Origin of the sequence: Variovorax sp. LG9.2 (assembly GCF_035018885.1) — a bacterium.
GTDB lineage: Bacteria > Pseudomonadota > Gammaproteobacteria > Burkholderiales > Burkholderiaceae_C > Variovorax.
On record NZ_JASJXB010000009.1, the window covers coordinates 177,536 to 197,605 of the forward strand.

The following is a 20,070-nucleotide window of genomic DNA, read 5'->3' on the forward strand; positions in this document are numbered from 1 at the left end:
GATATCTAAGGGATAACCCTTATTATTCTTCTCTATCTACTCAGGCGCCGCCCCAGGCCGCGCAATGTCATGTTCAGTCTATTTGCCTTTTCAGCCACGTTCGTTCGTTCGCTCCTCCAAACCAGCGCCAGCGCCGCGCCCGAAAGCCTGGCTGCCGTGTTGATGGAAAGCGCTGGCAGCCGTGCCGGTAGCGACGCCCGCCAGGCACAAGAGCTGCGCGTCGCAGCTAGCGCCTGGCTCAGCGTCGTCCGCTGAGTACCGATGTTGCGAACGCCGCTGCGGCCGACCGCAACAAAGCATCCCGCAGCCACTCGTGCGCATGGATGTGCTGCGCGCGCCGATGCCACACCGCATCGACATGCACCAGCGGCTGGTCGAACGGCAGGTCGCGCATCACCAATCGCTCGTCCACCCCGGTGACGTTGACGAAGTGGCGCGGCAGCACCGTCAGCAAATCGGAGCCTGCGACGACACGACCCGCGGTAAAGAACTGGTTCACCGTGACGGCGATGCGTCGTTCGCGGCCCAGGGCGCCCAACGTCTGGTCGACGAATCCGTACGGCCGGCCCGAGAAACTCACCAGCAGATGCCGTGCGGCACAGTAGGCGTCCAGCGTGAGTGGGCTGGCGGCCAGCGGATGGTCGCGCCGCATCACGCACACGTATTGACCGACATACAGCCGTTGTGTTTCGAACGGCACGCCGACACCCGACTGGCTGCGCGCCGCCAGGCTGGCGGTGACCGCCGGGAAATAGCCGATCGCCATGTCGGCCTCCTCGTGCTCAAGCAAGCCCCGCGGGTCGCGCGTCGTGAGCGGCAACACGCGCAATGAGATGCCGGGCGCTTCCAGTTCCGCGATCCGCACCAGGCCCGGCATGAGCTCGGCGGCGGTGGCGTCGGCCATGGCCAGCAGAAATGTGGTGTCGGATGTGCTGCTGTCGAATTCGCCCGGTGCAAGTGTGTGTTGCAGCTGACGCAATGCATCGCGCACGGTGGGCCACAGCGCCAGGGCGCGAGCCGTTGGTTCCACTCCGGCACCGGAGCGACGCACCAGCTCGTCGCCGAGAACGTCGCGCAGGCGCCGGAGCGAGTTGCTGACCGCCGGCTGGGTAATGGCGAGGTTGCGGGCCGCCCGCGTGAGGTTGCGCTCCGCCATCACTTCGTCGAAAACGCGAAGCAAGTTCAGATCCAGTGTGCGGAAGTTAACGTCCATCAGTGGCGTGAATGATAAACATCAAGAAGATAAAGTGGCGAAGCAGTAGGGCAAACCCTAATATCAATGCATCGGCTCACGCCACACCCGTTCCTTAGGAGGAGCACCATGACTTCTTTCGTCCATGTCGACCAACCCTCGCAGCACGCCGGCCTGAACCGCGCTACCGCCGCCTTCGACAACATTCGCAATGCCGGCCAAGGCGTGACGCGCTTCGGCCTTGCCTTCCGCTTGTTGATCGCTGCCGGCGTCGTGCTGCTCGCTGTGTCTACCCAACTCACCACGCACGAATTCGATGCCGGCTGGATGGCCGCCTGGATCTCGCTGTGCGCCATCGCTTTTGGCGTGATCGCGTTGAGCGCCAACAAGATCGGACCGACGACGAGCCGCATCGCCACCGCCTGGCGCGGTATGGCACAGCGCCGCGCCAGCGCGTTGGCCGATGAGCGCTTTCTGGCGCATGCCTCGTACGACCCGCGCGTGCTGATGGAACTGCAAGCCGCGATCACGCGCCAGCAGGCCGACGGAGAGCTGCCATTGGTAGCATCCGCAAAGGTCGATGCCGTGGTTCGCGCTCAGCAAACCCGCCGCAAGCCGACGCTGCATGAAGTGTTGGCCAACCACAAGAACCTGTCGCGTTACTACTGAGTGACGGAGCAGTCATCGAGCGCCCGCCCGGTGCGCAAATGAAAAAGCCGCCCGAGGGCGGCTTTTTCTATGGGCTAACGAGTGATCACGCCGCCAGCCGCTTTTCGATCGCTGCCTTGGTCGCCGGCAATTCCGCAGGCAGATGGTGCGCCAGCTGGGTGAACAGCTCATCGTGCAGCTTCAGCTCCGCAAGCCAGGCGGCCTTGTCGATGCTGGTCACGGTGTCGAACTGCGCGGCGCTGAAATCGAGCCCAGTCCAGTTCAGGTCTTCGTAGCGCGGGCTCACCCCTGTGATGTGCGCCACGCCTTCCCCTGCCTTGCCTTCGATGCGGTCGATCATCCACTTAAGCACGCGCATGTTCTCGCCGTAGCCGGGCCAGACGAACTTGCCGTCTGCGCCTTTGCGGAACCAATTGGTCGTGTAGATTTTCGGCAACGATGCCCCCGATGCTTTGAGCTTTTTGCCCAGATCGAGCCAATGCTGGAAGTAGTCGCTCATGTTGTAGCCCATGAACGGCAGCATCGCGAATGGGTCGCGGCGCACCACGCCGGCCTGGCCGGTCGCTGCGGCCGTGGTTTCCGAACCCATCGTGGCAGCCATGTACACGCCTTCCACCCAGTCGCGCGCTTCAGTCACCAGCGGCACCGTCGTCGAGCGACGGCCGCCGAAGATGAAGGCGTCGATCGGCACGCCCTTCGGGTCGTCCCAAGCTTCGTCGAGCGCAGGGTTGTTGGTCGCGGCGACAGTGAAGCGCGCATTCGGATGCGCAGCGGGCTTGAGCTTGCCACCGACACCGGTTTCCTTTGCGATGGCGGGCGTCCAGTCCTTGCCCTGCCAGTCGATCAGGTGCGCTGGCAACGCCTTGCCGGGCGCGTCCTGCTCCAGGCCTTCCCACCACACGTCGCCATCGTCGGTCAGCGCGACGTTCGTGAAGATCACGCCGTCGTTCAGGCTGCGCATGCAGTTGGGATTGGTCAGCATGTTGGTGCCCGGGGCCACGCCGAAATAGCCGGCTTCAGGGTTGATGGCGCGCAGTGAGCCGTCTGCCTGGGGCTTGATCCAGGCGATGTCGTCGCCGATGGTCGTGACCTTCCAGCCTTCGAAGCCGGCGGGCGGCACCAGCATCGAAAAGTTGGTCTTGCCGCACGCACTGGGGAAGGCCGCGGCCACGTGGTACTTCTTGCCCTCGGGATTCGTCACGCCAAGAATGAGCATGTGTTCAGCCAACCATCCTTCCTCGCGGCCCATGGTCGAAGCGATGCGCAGCGCGAAGCATTTCTTGCCGAGCAACGCATTGCCGCCGTAGCCCGAGCCGTAGCTCCAGATCTCGCGTGTCTCGGGGTAATGAACGATGTACTTGGTCGTGTTGCAGGGCCAGGTCACGTCCTTCTGCCCGGCTTGGAGCGGCGCGCCTACCGTGTGCACGCAGGGAACGAACTCGCCATCGGCACCCAGCACGTCGTACACGGCCTTGCCCATGCGCGTCATGATCTTCATGTTGACCGCGACATAGGGCGAGTCGGACAGCTCGATGCCGATATGCGCAATCGGCGAACCTAAAGGGCCCATCGAAAACGGCACGACATACATCGTGCGGCCCTTCATGCAGCCGTCGAATAGCGGTTGCAGCGTCGTGCGCATTTCAGCCGGTGCCATCCAGTTATTGGTCGGGCCGGCTTCTTCTTTTTTGGCCGAGCAGATGTAGGTGCGGTCTTCGACACGGGCCACATCGACCGGGTCGGAATTGGCGAGGAAAGAGTTGGGCCGTTTGGCGGGATTGAGTTTCTTGAATGTGCCGGCGTCGACCAGTTGCTGGCAGAGGCGGTCGTATTCTTCTTTGCTGCCGTCGCACCAGTGAATGGCGTCTGGCTTGCACAAGGTGGCCATGTCGGCGACCCAGGCGATTAGCTTGGCGTTTTTTACGTACGAGGGTGCCTGAGTATTCAGGCCCTGCATCACGGGTGCGTTCATCGGAAGTCTCCTAAGTTGAAAATCGTCTTTTCGAACGGGACTTGGCGAGGCGCATCAACAGAGGGCACCGGCGCAAAAGCCGTCTGAGAAAACGTTTCTTTTTTTAAGAGTGCATCGACGCGGGCCGCACCGCCCGCAGACAACAGCGCGAAGCGCTGTCAGGCCAGGAAGACGGCGATGGACGCCAGCAGCAGCATCAGCACGGCGCCGGCAAGCGGCAGCACGATGGGCATCATCGGCACGATCGACTCGACAGCGTCGTGTTCGACGGCGGCCGCGTGGCCTGGATCGACAGGGGTGGGGGTGGACATTGAATTACCTCGGGGGACCAAAAAACTGGTGTCATTTTACTGGCGACGGGCCTTTATGCGGTGTAGGTGCTTGCCAGCCCCTGCACCTTCGCGACACCTGCTTGTCGCGCGTCGCGAAGACGCTCAGTGCTGCTCTTCGGCCTCGAAACCGGCCGCATGGAGTGCATCGAGCACGCTGGCTAAGTGAGGCCGACCGCGGGTCTGCAACACCAGTTCGACATCGACGTTTTGCGCTGCCTGCATGGTGAAGGCGCGCTGGTGATGCACTTCATCGACGTTAGCGCCCGCTTCCGCGACAGTGGCCGTGATCTCGGCAAGCGATCCCGGCACATCGCGCGCACTCACCCGCACACGAGCGAGTCGACCGGCGCGCACCATGCCGCGTTCGATGATGGCCGCCAGCAGCAGCGGATCGATATTGCCGCCCGACAGCACCAGGCCGACGCGCTTGCCCTTGAAGCGCTCCGGATGCCGGATCATCGCCGCCAGGCCCGCCGCGCCCGCGCCTTCGACCAGCGTCTTTTCGATCTCGAGAAGCATCAGCACCGCCTGCTCGATGTCGCCTTCGTCGACCAGCAGCCAATCGTCGACGTGCGTTGCGACGATGGCCTGCGTCAGCACGCCGGGCGTACCCACCGCGATGCCCTCGGCGATCGTGCTCCTGCCCTGCGCGTAGTGCGTGCCCTGAATCGCGTTGACCATGGCCGGGAAGCGTGTCGTCTGCACGCCGACGATCTCGATCCCGGGCTGGATCGCCTTGGCCGCCACCGCCATGCCGGCAATGAGCCCGCCGCCGCCGACCGAGATGACCAGCATGTCGAGGTCTGGCACGGATGCCAGCATTTCGAGTGCCACCGTGCCTTGGCCCGCGATGATGGCTTCGTCGTCGTACGGATGCACGAACGACAGGCCTTCGCTTTCCGCCAACTCGTAAGCATGGGCCCGAGCTGCCTCGAGCGTGTCGCCGTGCAGCACGACCTCAGCGCCGAAACCCCGCGTGCGCTCGATTTTCACGCCCGGCGTAAAGCGCGGCATGACGATCAATGCGCGCATCCCGAGTCGCTGCGCGTGGTACGCCACGCCCTGCGCATGATTGCCGGCCGACATCGCCACCACGCCCTTTACGCCGCTGTCGGACAGGTCGACCAGCTTGTTGCAGGCGCCCCGCTCCTTGAACGATGAAGTGAACTGCAGATTCTCGAACTTGAGAAACACCTGCGCGCCGACGATCTCCGACAACGTGCGTGACTCGACGCACGGGGTGTCGAGCAATTGTCCTTGCAGGCGCGCCGCAGCTCGCCGGATGTCTTCGATACCAACCATGTGAGAGATTGTGGACGGGATCGCAAACGCTAGGGTTTTTACTCTTCCCAAGTCTTCCCCAATCCGGAGGTCTGCGTTATGGTTTGCGTGGGTTTCCTTTTGCTAGCTGGAGATTGTCCGATGGTCAAGCGTTCCGGGGTCGATGTGGTGGCTGCTGCCGTGCGCGGGCAGGCATTGCCGTCCCCCGGGCTAAAGGAAGCGCCGGTGCTGGAGCTGATGTGCTCGCATTTCGTGCTCACGCTCGCGGCCAAGCAGGGACCGCGTTTCAACGTGCGGCGCGACCTCAATGGACTGCTTTCGCTGACCGGTCGCCACTTGGTCTGGCCCGAAACGGTGCTCAAGCGCCTGGGCGAATTTCTGGGCCGACGCTGCGCCGGCAACGAAGCCTGGAAGGGCGTCGAAACGCTGGATGGTCGCGCCCTGCTGGAGCGCCACGGCATGTGGCGCGGGCCTTATGAAGAAGGCACGCTGTTCTTCTATCTCGACGAGTACGCAAAGGACCAGCCGAAGGATCTGCTGTCGGTGCTGTCGGTCACGCGCGACTGGCTGACGCATGCGTTGCGCAAGCAATCGACGCTGGTCGAGAAAAACATCGAGGCGCTGGCCGGCCTGCTGCAACTGAACAAGGCCGAGCGCGCCCTGCTGCTCTACGGCACCTTGGCGCGTTATCAGCGCGACCTGCGCTCGCTGCTGGTCGAGTTCAAGGTCAACAATGCGCCCGAGGCCTATGCCGCCATCGCCGACATCGCGGGCGTGAGCGCCAGCGACGTGGGCGAGGCGTTGCGCGCGGGCTCACGGCTGGAGCGCATCGGGCTGGTCGAAAACCTGATCTCCGAACACAACATCACCGACCTGGCCGACCTGATGAAGGTCAGCGAAAAGCTGCCGCCGGTATTGATGCGCGAGTACCGCGACCACAACGAACTGATGGCGGTGTTCACCCGGCCATCGTCCAAAAGCACTCTCACGCCGCACGACTTTTCTTTCGTGCAGGAAGACGCGCAGATGCTTGTGACGCTGCTGCAGGCTGCCGTTGCGCGCAAGGAGCCCGGCGTGAACGTGCTGCTCTACGGGCCGCCCGGCACCGGCAAGACCGAGTTGGCCAAGGTCGTGGCGCAGGCTGCGGGGCTCGAACTGTTCGAGGTCGAGTACGCCGACCGCGACGGCAATTCATTGAGCGGCCGCGACCGCTATCGGTCGCTGCAGATTGCGCAGGTCTTTCTCAAGGGCAGCGCGCAGGCCGCCTTGCTGTTCGACGAAGTCGAAGACGTATTCCCGCCCATCAGCACCGAGGCCGCGCAGTTCATGGCGCGCGCCGAGCAGGTGTCGTCGTCCACCAGCGGCAGCGTCAGCGGCAAAGCTTGGGTCAACCAGATCCTCGAGTCGAACCCGGTGCCGACGCTGTGGGTCACCAACCGCATCGAGCAGATCGACCCGGCCTTTCGGCGCCGCTTTGCGTACCACCTCGAGCTCAAGTCGCCACCGCCCGGCGCGCGTGAGCAACTCATTAAGAAGACGCTGGAAGGCGTGATCGTCTCTGAAGCCTTCACCGCCAAACTGGCCGAGCGCAAGGGCCTGACGCCAGCGCAGATTCGCACCGCAGTGCGCTTTGCAGGCCTCGCCAAAACCGACGATGCCTCGGTCGAATCGTTGATCGAACGCCAGCTGAAAAATGCAGACCTGGCATTGGGCACGCTCGACAAATCACCTGGCAACCGGCGCAGCGTGACCACGTACGACCTCGACATGCTGAATGTCGAAACCCGGTTCGAGATCCCGCGCATCGTCGAGGCATTGAAGGCGCGGGGCCACGGCACGATGTGCTTCTACGGCGCGCCGGGCACCGGCAAGACGGCGCTGGCCGAGCACATCGCCAAGGCGATCGGCCGGCCGCTCATCATCAAGCAGGCCAGTGACCTGATGAGCAAGTACGTGGGCGAAACCGAGCAGAACATGGCGGCCATGTTCAAGGAGGCCGAGGCTGAAAAGGCCGTACTGCTGCTCGACGAGGCCGACAGCTTTTTGCAAGATCGGCGCGGCGCGCAACGTACTTATGAAGTGACGGAAGTCAACGAAATGCTGCAGGGCATGGAGCGCTTCGATGGCATCTTCGTGTGCACGACCAACCTGCTCGAAAGGCTCGACCAGGCGGCGTTGCGGCGCTTCACCTTCAAGATCAAGTTCATGCCGCTGACGGCAACGCAGCGGGAGCGCATGTTCGTGACCGAGGCGCTCGCCGGCGATGCGTCGCTGATGACTTCGGAGATCCGCAAGCGCCTTGCGCACCTCACGCAGTTGTGTCCGGGTGACTTCGCGGCGATCAAGCGGCAGACCGAGATCTTGGCGGCTGAGTTTTCAGCCGCTGAGTTTCTGGATCAGCTCGAAGCGGAGCACCGCATCAAGCCTGAAGTGCGTGAATCTCGTGGGATCGGATTCGTGCAGTAAGGCGAAAGTTTTCTGAAAATCTGCGACCGCCGTTCAGGCGCACGGACAGGCTCACAACCAACCGTTGTAGCCGCCCTACTTGAAATCGTGTTTGCACCGGAGTTCGTGTTCTTTTGCACGCGCATGCCGAGCCTATCAACGCGCTGACGCCCCGGCCAATGAGTGCAAGCCCGAGCATCGGCGCAGCACGGCAACGCAGTCTGCGTGTCCGGCTTTCAAGAAAAATATTCAGGGAAATCACAATGAAACATTCGTTTCGCCTCGTGGCGCTGGCCGCTGCATTCGTCTCTCTAAGCGCTTCGGCTCAATTCAGCAATGTCGTCGTCGACGATGGCACTGCGGCAACGACCTATGGGTCCACCAACGCGACGCCTGGCGTTACTTCGGGCACGCCACAAGTGCAAACCGCGGTGTTGGGGGCGGGCGGGCTTAGCGTCGTCACGACGACAGTTGCTTTTGCAAGAGCGGATCATCTGCAGGTCAATGGCGACGTGACGTCCATGTCGCTGGGCGCCACCGGGGGCAGCGTCTCCTATACGAACAACACGGCGAACACGATCTCGCACTTTCAGGCTCTGCCTTCAGGCACTTTTGTCGGCGTGTCCGATGGCACGACGTTCATGGCGACGACCGGGCTGTTTTCTGATGGCACGACAGGACAAAACACGTTCCTCGGTCTGACCAATGCGGCGGGAATAGCGAACGTCGGTGGCATGACGAACGCCGGTGGCTTCAACAATAGCGCCAGCGGCATCACCAACGCCGGTGCCATCTCGGGCGTCACCTCGCTCATCGCAAGCGGGCCGGTGTCTGCGGGCAGCCTGAGCGTGAGCGGCGCGACAGCGACCAACGGCATCACCAACAACGGCAATCTCACGACCACCACTCTCGGCACCACCGGCAACGCCACGATCGGCGGAAATTTGAGCGTGGCGGGCGTCACGTCGACCAGCGGCATCAACAACAACAACAACGTCATCAGTGGCGTTGCAGCGGGTGTGGCCAGCACCGATGCAGCCAACGTGAGTCAGCTCAAGCAAATCTCCGATGCGCAGGCGACGGTCAACGTCAACCAGGCCACGACGAATGCCAGCCAGTCGACGTTCAATACGAATCAGGCCAACATCAATGCGGTCCAGGCGCAGACAAATGCGTTGCAGTCCGGCACCAATGCAAGGGTGCAGCAGCAACTCGTCGACAACCGAAAGGTCGCGAGTTCAGGGGTGGCATCTGCAGTGGCTGCAGCTTCGATCCCAGCACTCGAGCGTGACAAGAAGGTGGGCGTCGGCCTGGGTGTCGGCAACTACGACGGCAGCTCTGCATTTGCGCTCGGCGTCGCGGCGCGTGTCTCCGAATCTATGCAACTGAAGTTCACCGTCGGTAGCGGCAATGGCGGCCGTGTGTCGGCCGGCGCGGGCGGCATGTTCTCCTGGTAAGAATCCGAAGCGGCGTGCAGTCGTTTCAAGCCCGGAAGGCAATTGCCTTGCCGGGCTTTTTTGCGTTCGCCGCGCCGCTCAGTGGTCGGCCACGACCCGCAGCACTTCCGTCCCATACGCTTCCAGCTTCTTCGCCCCGATGCCGCTGAGCCCCTGCAGGTCTTCCAACGTCGCAGGCGAGCTCTCGGCGATGGCGGCGAGCGTGGCGTCGTGAAAGATCACGTAGGCCGGCAGGTTGTGTTCGCGCGCCACTTCGGCGCGCCAGGCCTTCAACGCGGTGAAACGCGATTGCCCCGCTTCGTCGAGCTTGGCTGCGGCCGGCGAGGGCGCGCCGCGCGGCGTCTTTTCGCGGCGCGCTTTGCCTGAAGCACCACTGCCGCCGCCACTGCGCCCCACCGGCGACGACACCGACTCCCGCAACATCACCGTCGCCTCGCCCTTCAACACAGCACGCGATCCATCGGTCAGCTGCAGGGTGTTGAAAGCCTGCGAGTCGACCGCCAGTGCGCCGGTCGCGATCAGTTGCCGCAGCACGCCGCGCAACTGCACTTCACTGAAATCACTGCCGATGCCAAAGGTGCTGACCGACGCGTGGCCGAACTGCGTCACCTTGTCGGTGGCCTTGCCGCGCAGGATGTCCATGATGTGGCCGGCACCGAAGCTGATGCCGCTCATCTGCTGTACGCGGTAGATGGTGCTGAGCAGCTTGCGCGCGGCGTCCGTGCCGTCCCATACCTGCGGCGGCGTCAGGCAGTTGTCGCAGTTGCCGCAGGGCGTGCTCTGCTCGCCGAAGTAGCCGAGCAGGCGCACACGGCGGCAGTCGCTGGCTTCGGCCAGCGACAGCAGCGCATCCAGCTTGCCGCGCATCACCTGCTTGAACTCTTCGCCGGCCGGGCTCTCGTCGATCATGCGGCGCTGGTTCACCACGTCTTGCAGGCCGTAGGTCATCCAGGCATCGGCGGCCGCACCGTCGCGACCGGCGCGTCCGGTTTCCTGGTAGTAGCCCTCGATGTTCTTGGGCATGTCGAGGTGCGCGACGAAGCGCACGTCGGGCTTGTCGATGCCCATGCCGAAGGCAATGGTCGCAGTCATGACGACGCCTTCTTCTCGCAAAAATCGGTCCTGATGTTTTTGCCTGATCGAAGCGTCGAGGCCTGCGTGGTACGGCAGCGCGTTGATGCCCGCCGCCTGCAGCGCGACCGCCACGTCTTCGACGCGCTTGCGTGACTGGCAATACACCACGCCGGCATCGCCTTCGTGTTCGCGCTCGATAAAGCGCAGCAACTGCGTGGTCGCTTCTTTCTTCTCGACGATGGTGTAGCGGATGTTCGGCCGGTCGAAGCTGGAGACGAACTGGCGCGCTTCTTCGAGTTGCAGCCGCTCGACGATGTCGGCCCGGGTCAGGTCGTCGGCCGTGGCGGTGAGGGCAATGCGCGGCACGCCGGCATAGCGCTCGTGCAACACGGTGAGTGAGCGGTACTCGGGCCGGAAATCGTGACCCCACTGGCTCACGCAATGCGCCTCGTCGATGGCGAAGAGCGACAGCTTGCCGCGCTGATGCAACGAGTCGAGCTGCTGCAAAAAGCGCGGCGTGTTGACGCGCTCGGGTGCGGCGTAGAGCAACGTGATCTCGCCGCTCAGCATGCGACGCTCGACGTCTTGCGTCTGCTCCCAGTCGAGCGTCGAATTCAGAAAGGCCGCGTTGACGCCGGCCTCGTGCAACGCTCCGACCTGGTCGTGCATCAGCGCGATGAGTGGCGACACCACGATCGACACGCCGTGGCCCGCGCGCTGCCGTGCGATTGCCGGAATCTGGTAGCAGAGCGACTTGCCGCCGCCAGTGGGCATCAGCACCAACGCGTCGCCGCCATGCACGACGTGGTCGACGATCTCGGCCTGCGCCCCCCGAAAGTGCTCGTAGCCAAAGATTTCGTGGAGGATCTGCGCTGGGTCGGCGGAAAGAATGTCGGAGGGCAGTGCGGACAAAACGGGCAAGCTGAAGTGACGCGCACCCTGCGGCGCGCAAGCCGCCATTGTCGCCGTTCGGTCGCGGCTCGGCGCCTCAGTGCCCGAACTGTTCCGCCCAGGCAAGCGCCTGCAGATGCGTGTCGATCATGTGGCTGGACGCGATGCGGTTGCGCACAGAAAGAATTTCCAGAAGCGCTTCGTCGGTGTGCTCGCAGGCCTTGGCGATGGCGAGGTATTGCGCGAACGGTCCGTCGCCCGACAGGATCGCATCGGTGATGGCCTTCGGCAGATTCACCAGCGCTAGCGCGTCCTCGAGCGGCATACCGAGCAACACATCGAGCATCGAGAACATGCCGGTGACGAAGGCCAGGTCGGCGTCGGCCGTGGGCATCGTTTCGAGCGCAAGCAGTTCCATCAGCCTTCCGCGAACGATGGCCCGCGTGCCCGCAGCCGGCGCCACGCTGCCCGGCGGCGTGTTGGTGATGAGCAGCGCCGTCCAGCGAAACAGCTTCTTCAGGCCGACCGTCAGCACTGCGTGCCGGAACGAGGTGATCTCGATGTTGGAGCCGAAGCCGACCGAGTTGATGTGCCGCAAGAGCTTGTACGCCAGCGTCGGCTCGTGCTTGAGCAGCTCTTCGATTTCCGTGGAGTCGGCTTCGCGCATCACCATGTTCAACAGCTTGATCAGGCCGGCGTACGACAGCTGGATCGACTTGTCGGTTCTGACGGGTGGCTGCGCGTACCAGTGGCCTTCGAACATCTGCACGCCGGCGTCGGCCAGCGTTTCGTATTCAGCCGAAGTGCGTACCTGGGCGGCCATCGGCACCGCCCTGGTGCTGGAGCGGATGCCGCGTGCCAGCGCCGCGGCACGGTCCAGCTCCATGACACCCATTTCGAGAATGATGTAGGAGGCCAGGGAGACGAATCCCGCGTACTCTTTCTTCAACAGGCGGGCATCGAACGCCAGCTTGAAGCCCTTGGCCCGGGCCTCCTTGAGCACGGCTTCGTCGAGCCCGCCGCCGCCTTCAGGGCCACCGGGGTCGCTGTCGGCACCGTCGCGTATTTCGAGCACCACGGTTTTCGGGTCGAGCTTGTCGAGCTGGCCGTTCATGAGGTCGCGGCAGGTGCAACGGATGAAGGTCGGCTTGGCGAGGCGCGTCGCACTCTCGGCCGATCTGGCGGTGCCCGCATCGTCGAAACACGCGCCGGCCGTTTTGGGCGCTGCCACGGAGGGGACGAGTTGATAGCCACTGACCACGCGCTTCTCGTCCACGAGCATGCGCCGCGCCCGGGGCGGTGCGGGCACAGGGACGAAGTCGTCTTGCTGCATCAGCGGCATCGGCTGGCTGTTTGCAGCGGCGCGAGGCGCGCTGGCAGTGGTGGTGAACATCGCAATCTCCTCTTTCTCAGGTCCGGAGGCTCATCCGGAGGTTCGTATTTGTTATCGGCGTGCCGATGGCGAACTTGAGCAGCGGGTGGATCGTCGCGTTGGCATACGCCTTGCAAACGGGGTCCGGCATTCGCCTCAGAACGACCTGTATAGACAGCAATCTGGTGCATCGGTCACGTCTATTGCACCAATAGCGCAAAGGCGCTGGCACTTTCCGTGCACGTTGTCTCGGGGTTACCTTGTATATACAGGCTGGACGCTGGCGGATGACACTGTTCCCATCTTGTTCGACGCTTCACCCATCCACAGGAGAGCCGCATGGCCATCACAGTTGCTACCATTCCTAGCCTCAAAAAATTCGCCCGCTCGCTGATGGCGGCCGGTGTTTGCGTCGCAGCCGGAACGGCGCCGATCGGCGCCAGTGCGCAGACCACTATCGCGCTCGGCATGTCGGGCTGGACCGGCTTCGCGCCCCTGTCGCTGGCCGACAAGGCCGGCATCTTCAAGAAGAACGGCCTGGACGTCGAACTGAAGATGATTCCGCAAAAAGATCGCCACCTGGCGCTGGCGTCCGGCGCGATCCAATGCGCGGCCACCACGGTCGAAACACACGTGTCGTGGAACGCGAACGGCGTGCCGATCACCCAGATCTTCCAGATGGACAAGTCCTATGGCGCCGACGGCCTGGCCGTGCGCAACGACGTCAAGACCTTCGCCGACCTCAAGGGCAAGGCCATCGGCGTCGATGCGCCGGGCACCGCGCCTTACTTCGGCCTGGCCTGGATGCTCAACAAGAACGGCATGACCCTGAAAGACGTCAAGGTCGTGATGCTGGCGCCGCAGGCTTCGGCGCAGGCTTTCGTCGCCGGCCAGAACGATGCCGCGATGACGTACGAGCCGTACCTGTCGACCGTGCGTGCCAACCCCGCCGCCGGCAAGATCCTGGCGACCACGCTCGACTACCCGATGGTGATGGACACGGTCGGCTGCGCGCCGACCTGGCTCAAAACCAACGCCAAGGCGGCGCAGGCGCTGACCGACTCGTACTTCGAAGCGCTCGAAATGATCAAGGCCGACCCGGCCAAAGCCAACGAGATCATGGGCTCCGCGGTCAAGCAGGACGGCGCAGCCTTCGCCAAGTCGTCGGCCTACCTGCGCTGGCAAGACAAGGCCGCCAACCAGAAGTTCTTTGCGGGTGAGCTCACGCAGTTCATGAAAGAGTCGGTGCCGATCCTGCTCGAAGCCGGCGTGATTCGCAAAGCGCCGGACGACCTCGCCGTGACCTTCGACGCAAGCTACATCAAGTGATGCGCATGGCGCCGCTGGAGCCGGTGGGCGCGCGTGCGCGATGGGTGCTCGGCGTCGGCTTCTTCGTGCTCTTCGTTTGCGTGTGGAGCTTTTTCACGCTGGGCGGCTTCGTCTCGCCGACCTTTCTGGCGAGCCCGCCGACGATGGTCAAGGAGGCGTACCTGCTCTTCGTGGAGTACGGCTTCATCCGCGACATCGGCATGACGGTGTGGCGCGTGTTCGGCGGCTTCCTGCTGGCCGCGATCGTCGCGGTGCCGCTCGGCATCGCGATGGGTGCGTACAAGCCGGTCGAAGCTCTCCTCGAGCCCTTCGTATCGTTCTGCCGCTACCTGCCGGCCTCCGCTTTCATTCCGTTGCTGATTCTTTGGGCCGGCATCGGCGAAGCGCAGAAGCTGCTGGTCATCTTCATCGGCTCGGTGTTCCAGATCATCCTCATGGTCGCGGTCATCGTCGGCGGTGCGCGGCGCGACCTGGTCGAGGCGGCCTACACGCTCGGCGCCGACAGCAACGGCATCGTCAAGCGGGTGCTCATTCCGGGCGCGGCGCCGGGCATCGCGGAGACGCTGCGGCTGGTGCTGGGCTGGGCCTGGACCTACGTGATCGTGGCCGAACTCATCGGCTCGTCGTCGGGCATCGGCCACATGATCACCGACAGCCAGGCGCTGCTCAACACCGGGCAAATCATCTTCGGGATCATCGTCATCGGAATCATCGGGCTGGTGTCGGACTTCGCGTTCAAGGCCCTCAACCGCCGCCTCTTCGCGTGGAGTGCCATCTGATGAGCCAGCTTTCCATCCAGGCGGTCACTCGCGTTTTCGAAGGCACCAAAGGCCAGCGCACGCAGGCGCTGCAACCGATCGATTTCGAGGTCAAGGAGAACGACTTCGTCACCATCCTCGGCCCCTCGGGCTGCGGCAAGTCGACACTGTTGCGCATCGTCGCGGGACTCGGTCGTCCGACCAGTGGCCAGGTGCTGCTCAACGGTCAGAAAGTCATCGGCCCCGGCGCCGATCGCGGCATGGTGTTCCAGAGCTACACGCTCTTTCCGTGGCTCGATGTCGAGCAGAACATCCGCTTCGGCCTGCGCGAGCGCGGCATGCCCGAGGCACAGCAGAAAGAACGCGCCGCCTACTTCATCGCCAAGGTCGGCCTGCGCGGCTTCGAGAAGCATTTCCCAAAGCAGCTTTCAGGCGGCATGCAGCAACGCACAGCTATCGCGCGTGCGCTCGCCAACGACCCCCAGATCCTGCTCATGGACGAGCCCTTCGGCGCGCTGGACAACCAGACGCGCGTGCTGATGCAGGAGCTGTTGCTCTGCATCTGGGAGGCCGAGCGCAAGACGGTGCTCTTCGTCACGCACGACATCGACGAGGCCATCTTCATGGCGAATCGCGTGGCCGTGTTCAGCGCGCGACCAGGGCGCATCAAGGCCGAGCTGGCTGTCGATTTGCCGCACCCGCGCCACTACACCGTCAAGACCACGCCCGAGTTCATGGCCCTGAAGGCGCGGCTGACCGAAGAGATCCGCGCCGAGTCCATGGCGTCCGTCGAGCACTGACGAGCACCGACACCATGAAGCGCGACCTGCCGTCCCTCGCCCTCTACGAGCAGGTCAAGGAGCACATCGTCCGCAAGATCCAGGACGGCTCGTGGCCCGCGGGGCACCGGCTGCCTTCGGAGCACGAGCTGGTTGTGCAGTTCGGCATTTCGCGCATGACCGCCAACCGCGCGTTGCGCGAGCTGGTGACTCAGGGACGCGTGGTGCGCGTGGCAGGCGTCGGCAGTTTCGTCGCCGAGAACAAGCCGCAATCGACATTGCTGCAGATCGCCAACATCGCCAGCGAAATCCGCGCGCGCGGCCACGACTATGGCTATCAGCTCATTGCCGCGGAGCGCATCGCGTCGCCCGCCGATGTGTCGGCCTGGCTCGACCTGCGCTCGGGCGAGTCGGTGTTTCACAGCGTCTGCCTGCACCTCGAAAACGGCGTGCCCGTGCAGCTCGAAGACCGCTACGTCAACCCGCGTGTGGTGCCCGACTACCTCGACCTGGACCTTTCCAACCTGCAGCCCAGCGAGTACCTCGTGCGCAACGTGCCGTTCGACCAGATCGAGCATCTGGTCGACGCGGTGCTGCCCACCGCCGAGCAGGCGGTGCGGCTCGCGATGCCCGCGGCCGAGCCTTGTTTGTTGCTTACGCGTCGCACCTGGACGCGTACGGTGCCGGTCACGCTGGTGCGCTGCCTGCACCCGGCGTCGCGCTATCGGTTGGGCAGTCGTTTCAGTGCCGACGGCAACCCGCGTTCCGGATGAATCACATGCCCAATTCCATGCCGATAGAACCCACTCTCCTGTTGCCAGGCCACGTCGATCTCGCACTGCTGCGCCGCATCCACAATGGCCGCGATATCACGCTGGCGCTCGACCCATCGACCGCGCACGGCATGGCCGCCGCGCAGGCGGCGGTGCAGCGCATCGTCGATAACGACGAAGTGGTCTACGGCATCAATACCGGCTTCGGCAAGCTGGCCAGCACCCGCATCGGCAACGACCATCTGGCCGAGTTGCAGCGCAACCTGGTGCTGTCGCACAGCGTGGGCACCGGCGAGCCGCTGGCGCCCGCGGTGGTGCGGCTGGTGCTGGCGACCAAGGCGGTCAGCCTGGCGCGCGGCCACTCGGGCGTGCGGCCGGCGCTGGTCGAGGCGCTGCTCGCGCTCTTCAATGCCGGCGTCATGCCGCACATCCCGGCCAAGGGTTCCGTCGGCGCATCGGGCGACCTGGCGCCGCTCGCGCACATGGCTTGCGTGCTCATCGGCGAAGGCAAGGCAACGATGCCTGACGGCAGTATCGTCAGCGGCGCCGAAGCGATGAAGCGCACCGGCCTCGATTCCTTCGTGCTCGGCCCGAAAGAAGGGCTGGCGCTGCTGAATGGCACGCAGGTCTCGACTGCGCTAGCGCTGGCCGGCCTGTTCGGCGCCGAGAGCGTTTTCGCGTCTGCGCTGATGTCCGGTGCGTTGTCGCTCGAAGCCATTCAAGGCTCGATCAAACCCTTCGATGTGCGAATCCATGCAGCGCGCGGACAACCGGGACAAATCGCCGTGGCAGCAGCGGTGCGTGCGCTCCTCGATGGCAGCGAGATCGTGCCGTCGCATGCCGATTGCGGCCGGGTGCAAGACCCGTACTCGGTGCGCTGCATTCCGCAAGTGATGGGCGCCTGCCTCGATAACCTGACGCATGCGGCGCGCGTGCTGGTCATCGAAGCCAACGCGGCATCGGACAACCCGCTGGTGTTCGTGGACACCGGAGAAGTCATCTCGGGCGGCAACTTTCACGCAGAACCGGTCGCGTTCGCTGCGGACATCATCGCGCTCGCCATTGCAGAGATCGGCGCCATTGCCGAGCGCCGCATCGCGCTGCTGCTCGACACCGGCCTGTCGGGCCTGCCGCCGTTTCTTGTGCGCGATGGCGGGCTCAACTCCGGCTTCATGATCGCGCAGGTCACGGCCGCGGCGCTCGCGTCGGAGAACAAATCGCTCGCGCATCCAGCCAGCGTCGACAGCTTGCCGACCTCGGCTAATCAGGAAGACCATGTGTCGATGGCGACCTTCGCGGCGCGCCGGCTGAGCGACATGGTGACCCACACGGCAGTCGTCGTCGGCATCGAGGCGATGTGTGCCGCGCAAGGCATCGAGTTGAAGCGGCCCGACAGCGGGCTCAGGAGTTCGCCGCTGGTCGAAGCCGAGTTCGCAAAGATTCGTACCCAGGTCGCTTTTCTCGAACGCGATCGTTACCTCGCGGCAGACATCGAAGCCATGCGCCTGTGGGCGCTCGCGGCCGACTTGCCGCCCGCCTTGACCGACATCCTCCCCAGTCACCGAAAGGAGCCGACACCATGAATGCGCCCGACAAATTCATCGCCACTGGATCAGCTTCGCCCGACGCCAAAGCCGATCCGCGTCACGACCCGACCCGCGTGATTCGCGCGCCGCGCGGCAGCACGCTCACCTGCAAGAGCTGGCTGACCGAAGCGCCGTTTCGCATGCTGCAGAACAACCTCGACGCCGAGGTCGCCGAGCGACCGCAAGACCTCGTGGTGTATGGCGGCATCGGTCGCGCCGCCCGCAACTGGGCCTGCTACGACCAAATCCTCGAGTCGCTCAAGGTACTGGAAGACGACGAGTCGCTCTTGATCCAGTCGGGCAAGCCGGTCGGCGTCTTCAAGACGCACGAGAACGCGCCGCGCGTGTTGATCGCCAACTCGAACCTCGTGCCCAAGTGGGCGACGTGGGAAAAATTCAACGAGCTCGACCGTGCCGGCCTCTTCATGTACGGCCAGATGACGGCCGGCAGCTGGATCTACATCGGTGCGCAAGGCATCGTGCAAGGTACTTTCGAGACCTTCGTCGAAGCCGGCCGCCAGCACTATGACAACGACCTCGCCGGCAGGTGGATCCTTACCGCAGGCCTCGGTGGCATGGGCGGCGCGCAGACACTCGCGGGCGTGCTGGCCGGTGCCTGCGTGCTGGCCATCGAATGCCAGCAGTCGAGCATCGACTTCCGCTTGCGCACGCGCTATGTCGACAAGCAGGCCAAGGACATCGACGACGCACTGGCACTCATCGCGCACCACACGTCGAAGAAGGAAGCGATCTCGATCGCGCTGCTCGGCAACGCCGCCGAGATCGTGCCGGAATTGGTCAGGCGCGCGAAGGCCGGCACCGCCATCAAGCCCGACCTGGTGACCGACCAAACATCGGCGCACGACCTGATTCACGGATATCTTCCCGCAGGCTGGAGCGTGCCGCAGTGGCAGGCCGCCATGAAGGACGACGCGCAACATGCAGCGCTCACCGCCGCCGCCGCCGCATCGTGCACGGTGCACGTGCAGGCCATGCTCGACTTCCAGTCGATGGGCGTGCCGACGGTCGACTACGGCAACAACATCCGCCAGGTCGCTTTCGATCAGGGCCTGAAGAACGCGTTCGACTTTCCGGGCTTCGTGCCGGCGTACATCCGGCCGCTGTTTTGCGAAGGCAAGGGTCCGTTTCGCTGGGTCGCGTTGTCGGGCGACCCGGAAGACATCTACAAGACAGACGCCAAGATCAAGGAACTGTTCCCCGACAACAAGCACACGCACCGCTGGCTCGACATGGCGCGCGAGCGCATCGCCTTCCAGGGCTTGCCGGCGCGCATCTGCTGGCTGGGCCTCGGCGAGCGCCACATCGCGGGACTCGCGTTCAATGAGATGGTGAAGTCGGGCGAGCTGAAGGCGCCGATCGTCATCGGCCGCGACCATCTCGACACCGGCTCGGTCGCCAGTCCGAACCGCGAAACCGAAAGCATGAAAGACGGCACCGATGCAGTCAGCGACTGGCCGCTGCTCAACGCCCTGCTCAACACCGCGGGTGGCGCAACCTGGGTCAGCATCCACCACGGCGGCGGGGTCGGCATGGGCTACTCGCAGCATGCCGGCATGGTCATCGTGTGCGACGGCACCGACGCAGCCGCAAAACGCATTGGCAACGTGCTGTGGAACGACCCGGCCAGCGGCGTGATGCGTCATGCGGATGCGGGCTACGACATCGCTATCGCCACGGCGAAAAAGCATGCGTTGAAGCTGCCGATGATCGAGTAGTTTCCTTTTCTTTTCGTCGTCTTCCATTGAAAGCAACCATGCCCATTCGCCGTCAGTTTCTCGCTGTCGCAACGACAGCCCTCGCCACGCTCGGCTTTGCCTCCGCGCTGCATGCGCAAACCGGCGACAAGAGCTGGCCCCATTCGTCTGAACAGATTCCGAATCTTTTTAAGTGGATCCTGCGGGGTCAGGCTGCCTCGGCCGAAGGCCGTGGCAGCGAGTCGAAGTACACCACATCGGGTGTGCGGGCCTGCAGGCTCGAATGCGGCCTGCGGGTGTTGTAGAACTCAATGTACCGGCCGATTCCGGTGCGGGCCTGGCCGACGCTCTCGTAGGCGTGCAGGTAAACCTCCTCGTACTTGATCGAGCGCCACAGCCGCTCGATGAACACGTTGTCTCGCCAGCAGCCCTTGCCGTCCATCGA

Annotated in this window: 17 protein-coding genes; 10 read left to right on the forward strand and 7 right to left on the reverse strand. The window is 64.0% G+C overall.

The annotated features are described in order from the left end of the window. Window positions 1-69 precede the first annotated feature (69 nt). Entirely contained in the window at window positions 70-255 is a 186-nt protein-coding gene (locus QN413_RS12235; protein WP_323496874.1) for a hypothetical protein, read from the forward strand. Here the strand turns inward: QN413_RS12235 and QN413_RS12240 are convergent. After that, window positions 239-1,213 carry a LysR family transcriptional regulator gene (locus tag QN413_RS12240; RefSeq protein WP_187053847.1) on the reverse strand — a complete coding sequence of 325 codons (975 nt, stop codon included), beginning with the start codon at window positions 1,211-1,213 and terminating at the stop codon, window positions 239-241. The genes QN413_RS12235 and QN413_RS12240 overlap by 17 nt on opposite strands. Window positions 1,214-1,321: 108 nt before the next feature. Here QN413_RS12240 and QN413_RS12245 point away from each other — a divergent pair, with 108 nt between their 5' ends. Then, a complete protein-coding gene (locus tag QN413_RS12245) occupies window positions 1,322-1,861 on the forward strand; it encodes a hypothetical protein (protein WP_323496875.1) in 540 nt (179 codons plus the stop codon). 85 nt (window positions 1,862-1,946) lie between these two features. Here QN413_RS12245 and QN413_RS12250 read toward each other — a convergent pair whose 3' ends face one another. From QN413_RS12250 to QN413_RS12260, 3 genes are all read right to left on the reverse strand, one after another. After that, a complete protein-coding gene (locus tag QN413_RS12250; protein WP_323496876.1) occupies window positions 1,947-3,833 on the reverse strand; it encodes a phosphoenolpyruvate carboxykinase (GTP) in 1,887 nt (628 codons plus the stop codon). Between the two features lie 158 nt (window positions 3,834-3,991). Next, on the reverse strand, window positions 3,992-4,144 hold the full coding sequence (locus QN413_RS12255; protein WP_187053850.1) for a hypothetical protein: 153 nt from the start codon (window positions 4,142-4,144) through the stop codon (window positions 3,992-3,994). A 123-nt stretch (window positions 4,145-4,267) separates the two neighbouring features. After that, complete coding sequence (locus QN413_RS12260; protein WP_323496877.1) at window positions 4,268-5,467, reverse strand: threonine ammonia-lyase; 1,200 nt, start codon at window positions 5,465-5,467, stop codon at window positions 4,268-4,270. Window positions 5,468-5,587: 120 nt separating this feature from the next. Here QN413_RS12260 and QN413_RS12265 point away from each other — a divergent pair, with 120 nt between their 5' ends. Both QN413_RS12265 and QN413_RS12270 read left to right on the forward strand, forming a co-directional pair. Next, a complete protein-coding gene (locus tag QN413_RS12265; RefSeq protein ID WP_323496878.1) occupies window positions 5,588-7,912 on the forward strand; it encodes an ATP-binding protein in 2,325 nt (774 codons plus the stop codon). Window positions 7,913-8,154: 242 nt separating this feature from the next. Beyond that, entirely contained in the window at window positions 8,155-9,348 is a 1,194-nt protein-coding gene (locus QN413_RS12270) for a YadA C-terminal domain-containing protein (RefSeq protein WP_323496879.1), read from the forward strand. A gap of 78 nt (window positions 9,349-9,426) precedes the next feature. On the opposite strand, the gene recQ is transcribed toward QN413_RS12270, so the two are convergent. Together recQ and QN413_RS12280 are read right to left on the reverse strand one after the other, a co-directional pair. Continuing rightward, complete coding sequence (recQ, locus tag QN413_RS12275) at window positions 9,427-11,382, reverse strand: DNA helicase RecQ (protein ID WP_416352174.1); 1,956 nt, start codon at window positions 11,380-11,382, stop codon at window positions 9,427-9,429. A 28-nt stretch (window positions 11,383-11,410) separates the two neighbouring features. Further along, window positions 11,411-12,706 carry an EAL and HDOD domain-containing protein gene (locus QN413_RS12280; RefSeq protein ID WP_323496881.1) on the reverse strand — a complete coding sequence of 432 codons (1,296 nt, stop codon included), beginning with the start codon at window positions 12,704-12,706 and terminating at the stop codon, window positions 11,411-11,413. A 318-nt stretch (window positions 12,707-13,024) separates the two neighbouring features. On the opposite strand from QN413_RS12280, the gene QN413_RS12285 reads away from it, so the two are divergent. Genes QN413_RS12285 through hutU form a run of 6 tightly spaced genes read left to right on the forward strand, consistent with a single transcriptional unit; the run spans window position 13,025 to window position 19,646 of the window. Continuing rightward, window positions 13,025-14,014: an ABC transporter substrate-binding protein gene (locus QN413_RS12285; protein WP_323496882.1), complete on the forward strand. Its 990-nt coding sequence runs from the start codon at window positions 13,025-13,027 to the stop codon at window positions 14,012-14,014. Further along, a complete protein-coding gene (locus QN413_RS12290; RefSeq protein WP_323496883.1) occupies window positions 14,014-14,793 on the forward strand; it encodes an ABC transporter permease in 780 nt (259 codons plus the stop codon). The genes QN413_RS12285 and QN413_RS12290 overlap by 1 nt, the downstream gene beginning before the upstream one ends. Beyond that, on the forward strand, window positions 14,793-15,572 hold the full coding sequence (locus tag QN413_RS12295) for an ABC transporter ATP-binding protein (RefSeq protein WP_323496884.1): 780 nt from the start codon (window positions 14,793-14,795) through the stop codon (window positions 15,570-15,572). The genes QN413_RS12290 and QN413_RS12295 overlap by 1 nt, the downstream gene beginning before the upstream one ends. Window positions 15,573-15,586: 14 nt before the next feature. Then, a complete protein-coding gene (gene hutC, locus QN413_RS12300; protein WP_187053858.1) occupies window positions 15,587-16,324 on the forward strand; it encodes a histidine utilization repressor in 738 nt (245 codons plus the stop codon). A 5-nt stretch (window positions 16,325-16,329) separates the two neighbouring features. Next, entirely contained in the window at window positions 16,330-17,907 is a 1,578-nt protein-coding gene (gene hutH, locus QN413_RS12305; RefSeq protein WP_323496885.1) for a histidine ammonia-lyase, read from the forward strand. Beyond that, window positions 17,904-19,646: a urocanate hydratase gene (hutU, locus tag QN413_RS12310; RefSeq protein ID WP_323496886.1), complete on the forward strand. Its 1,743-nt coding sequence runs from the start codon at window positions 17,904-17,906 to the stop codon at window positions 19,644-19,646. The genes hutH and hutU overlap by 4 nt, the downstream gene beginning before the upstream one ends. Window positions 19,647-19,833: 187 nt before the next feature. Here the strand turns inward: hutU and QN413_RS12315 are convergent. Further along, window positions 19,834-20,070: integrase core domain-containing protein (locus tag QN413_RS12315; RefSeq protein ID WP_323496887.1), on the reverse strand; the 237-nt coding region annotated here is incomplete at its 5' end.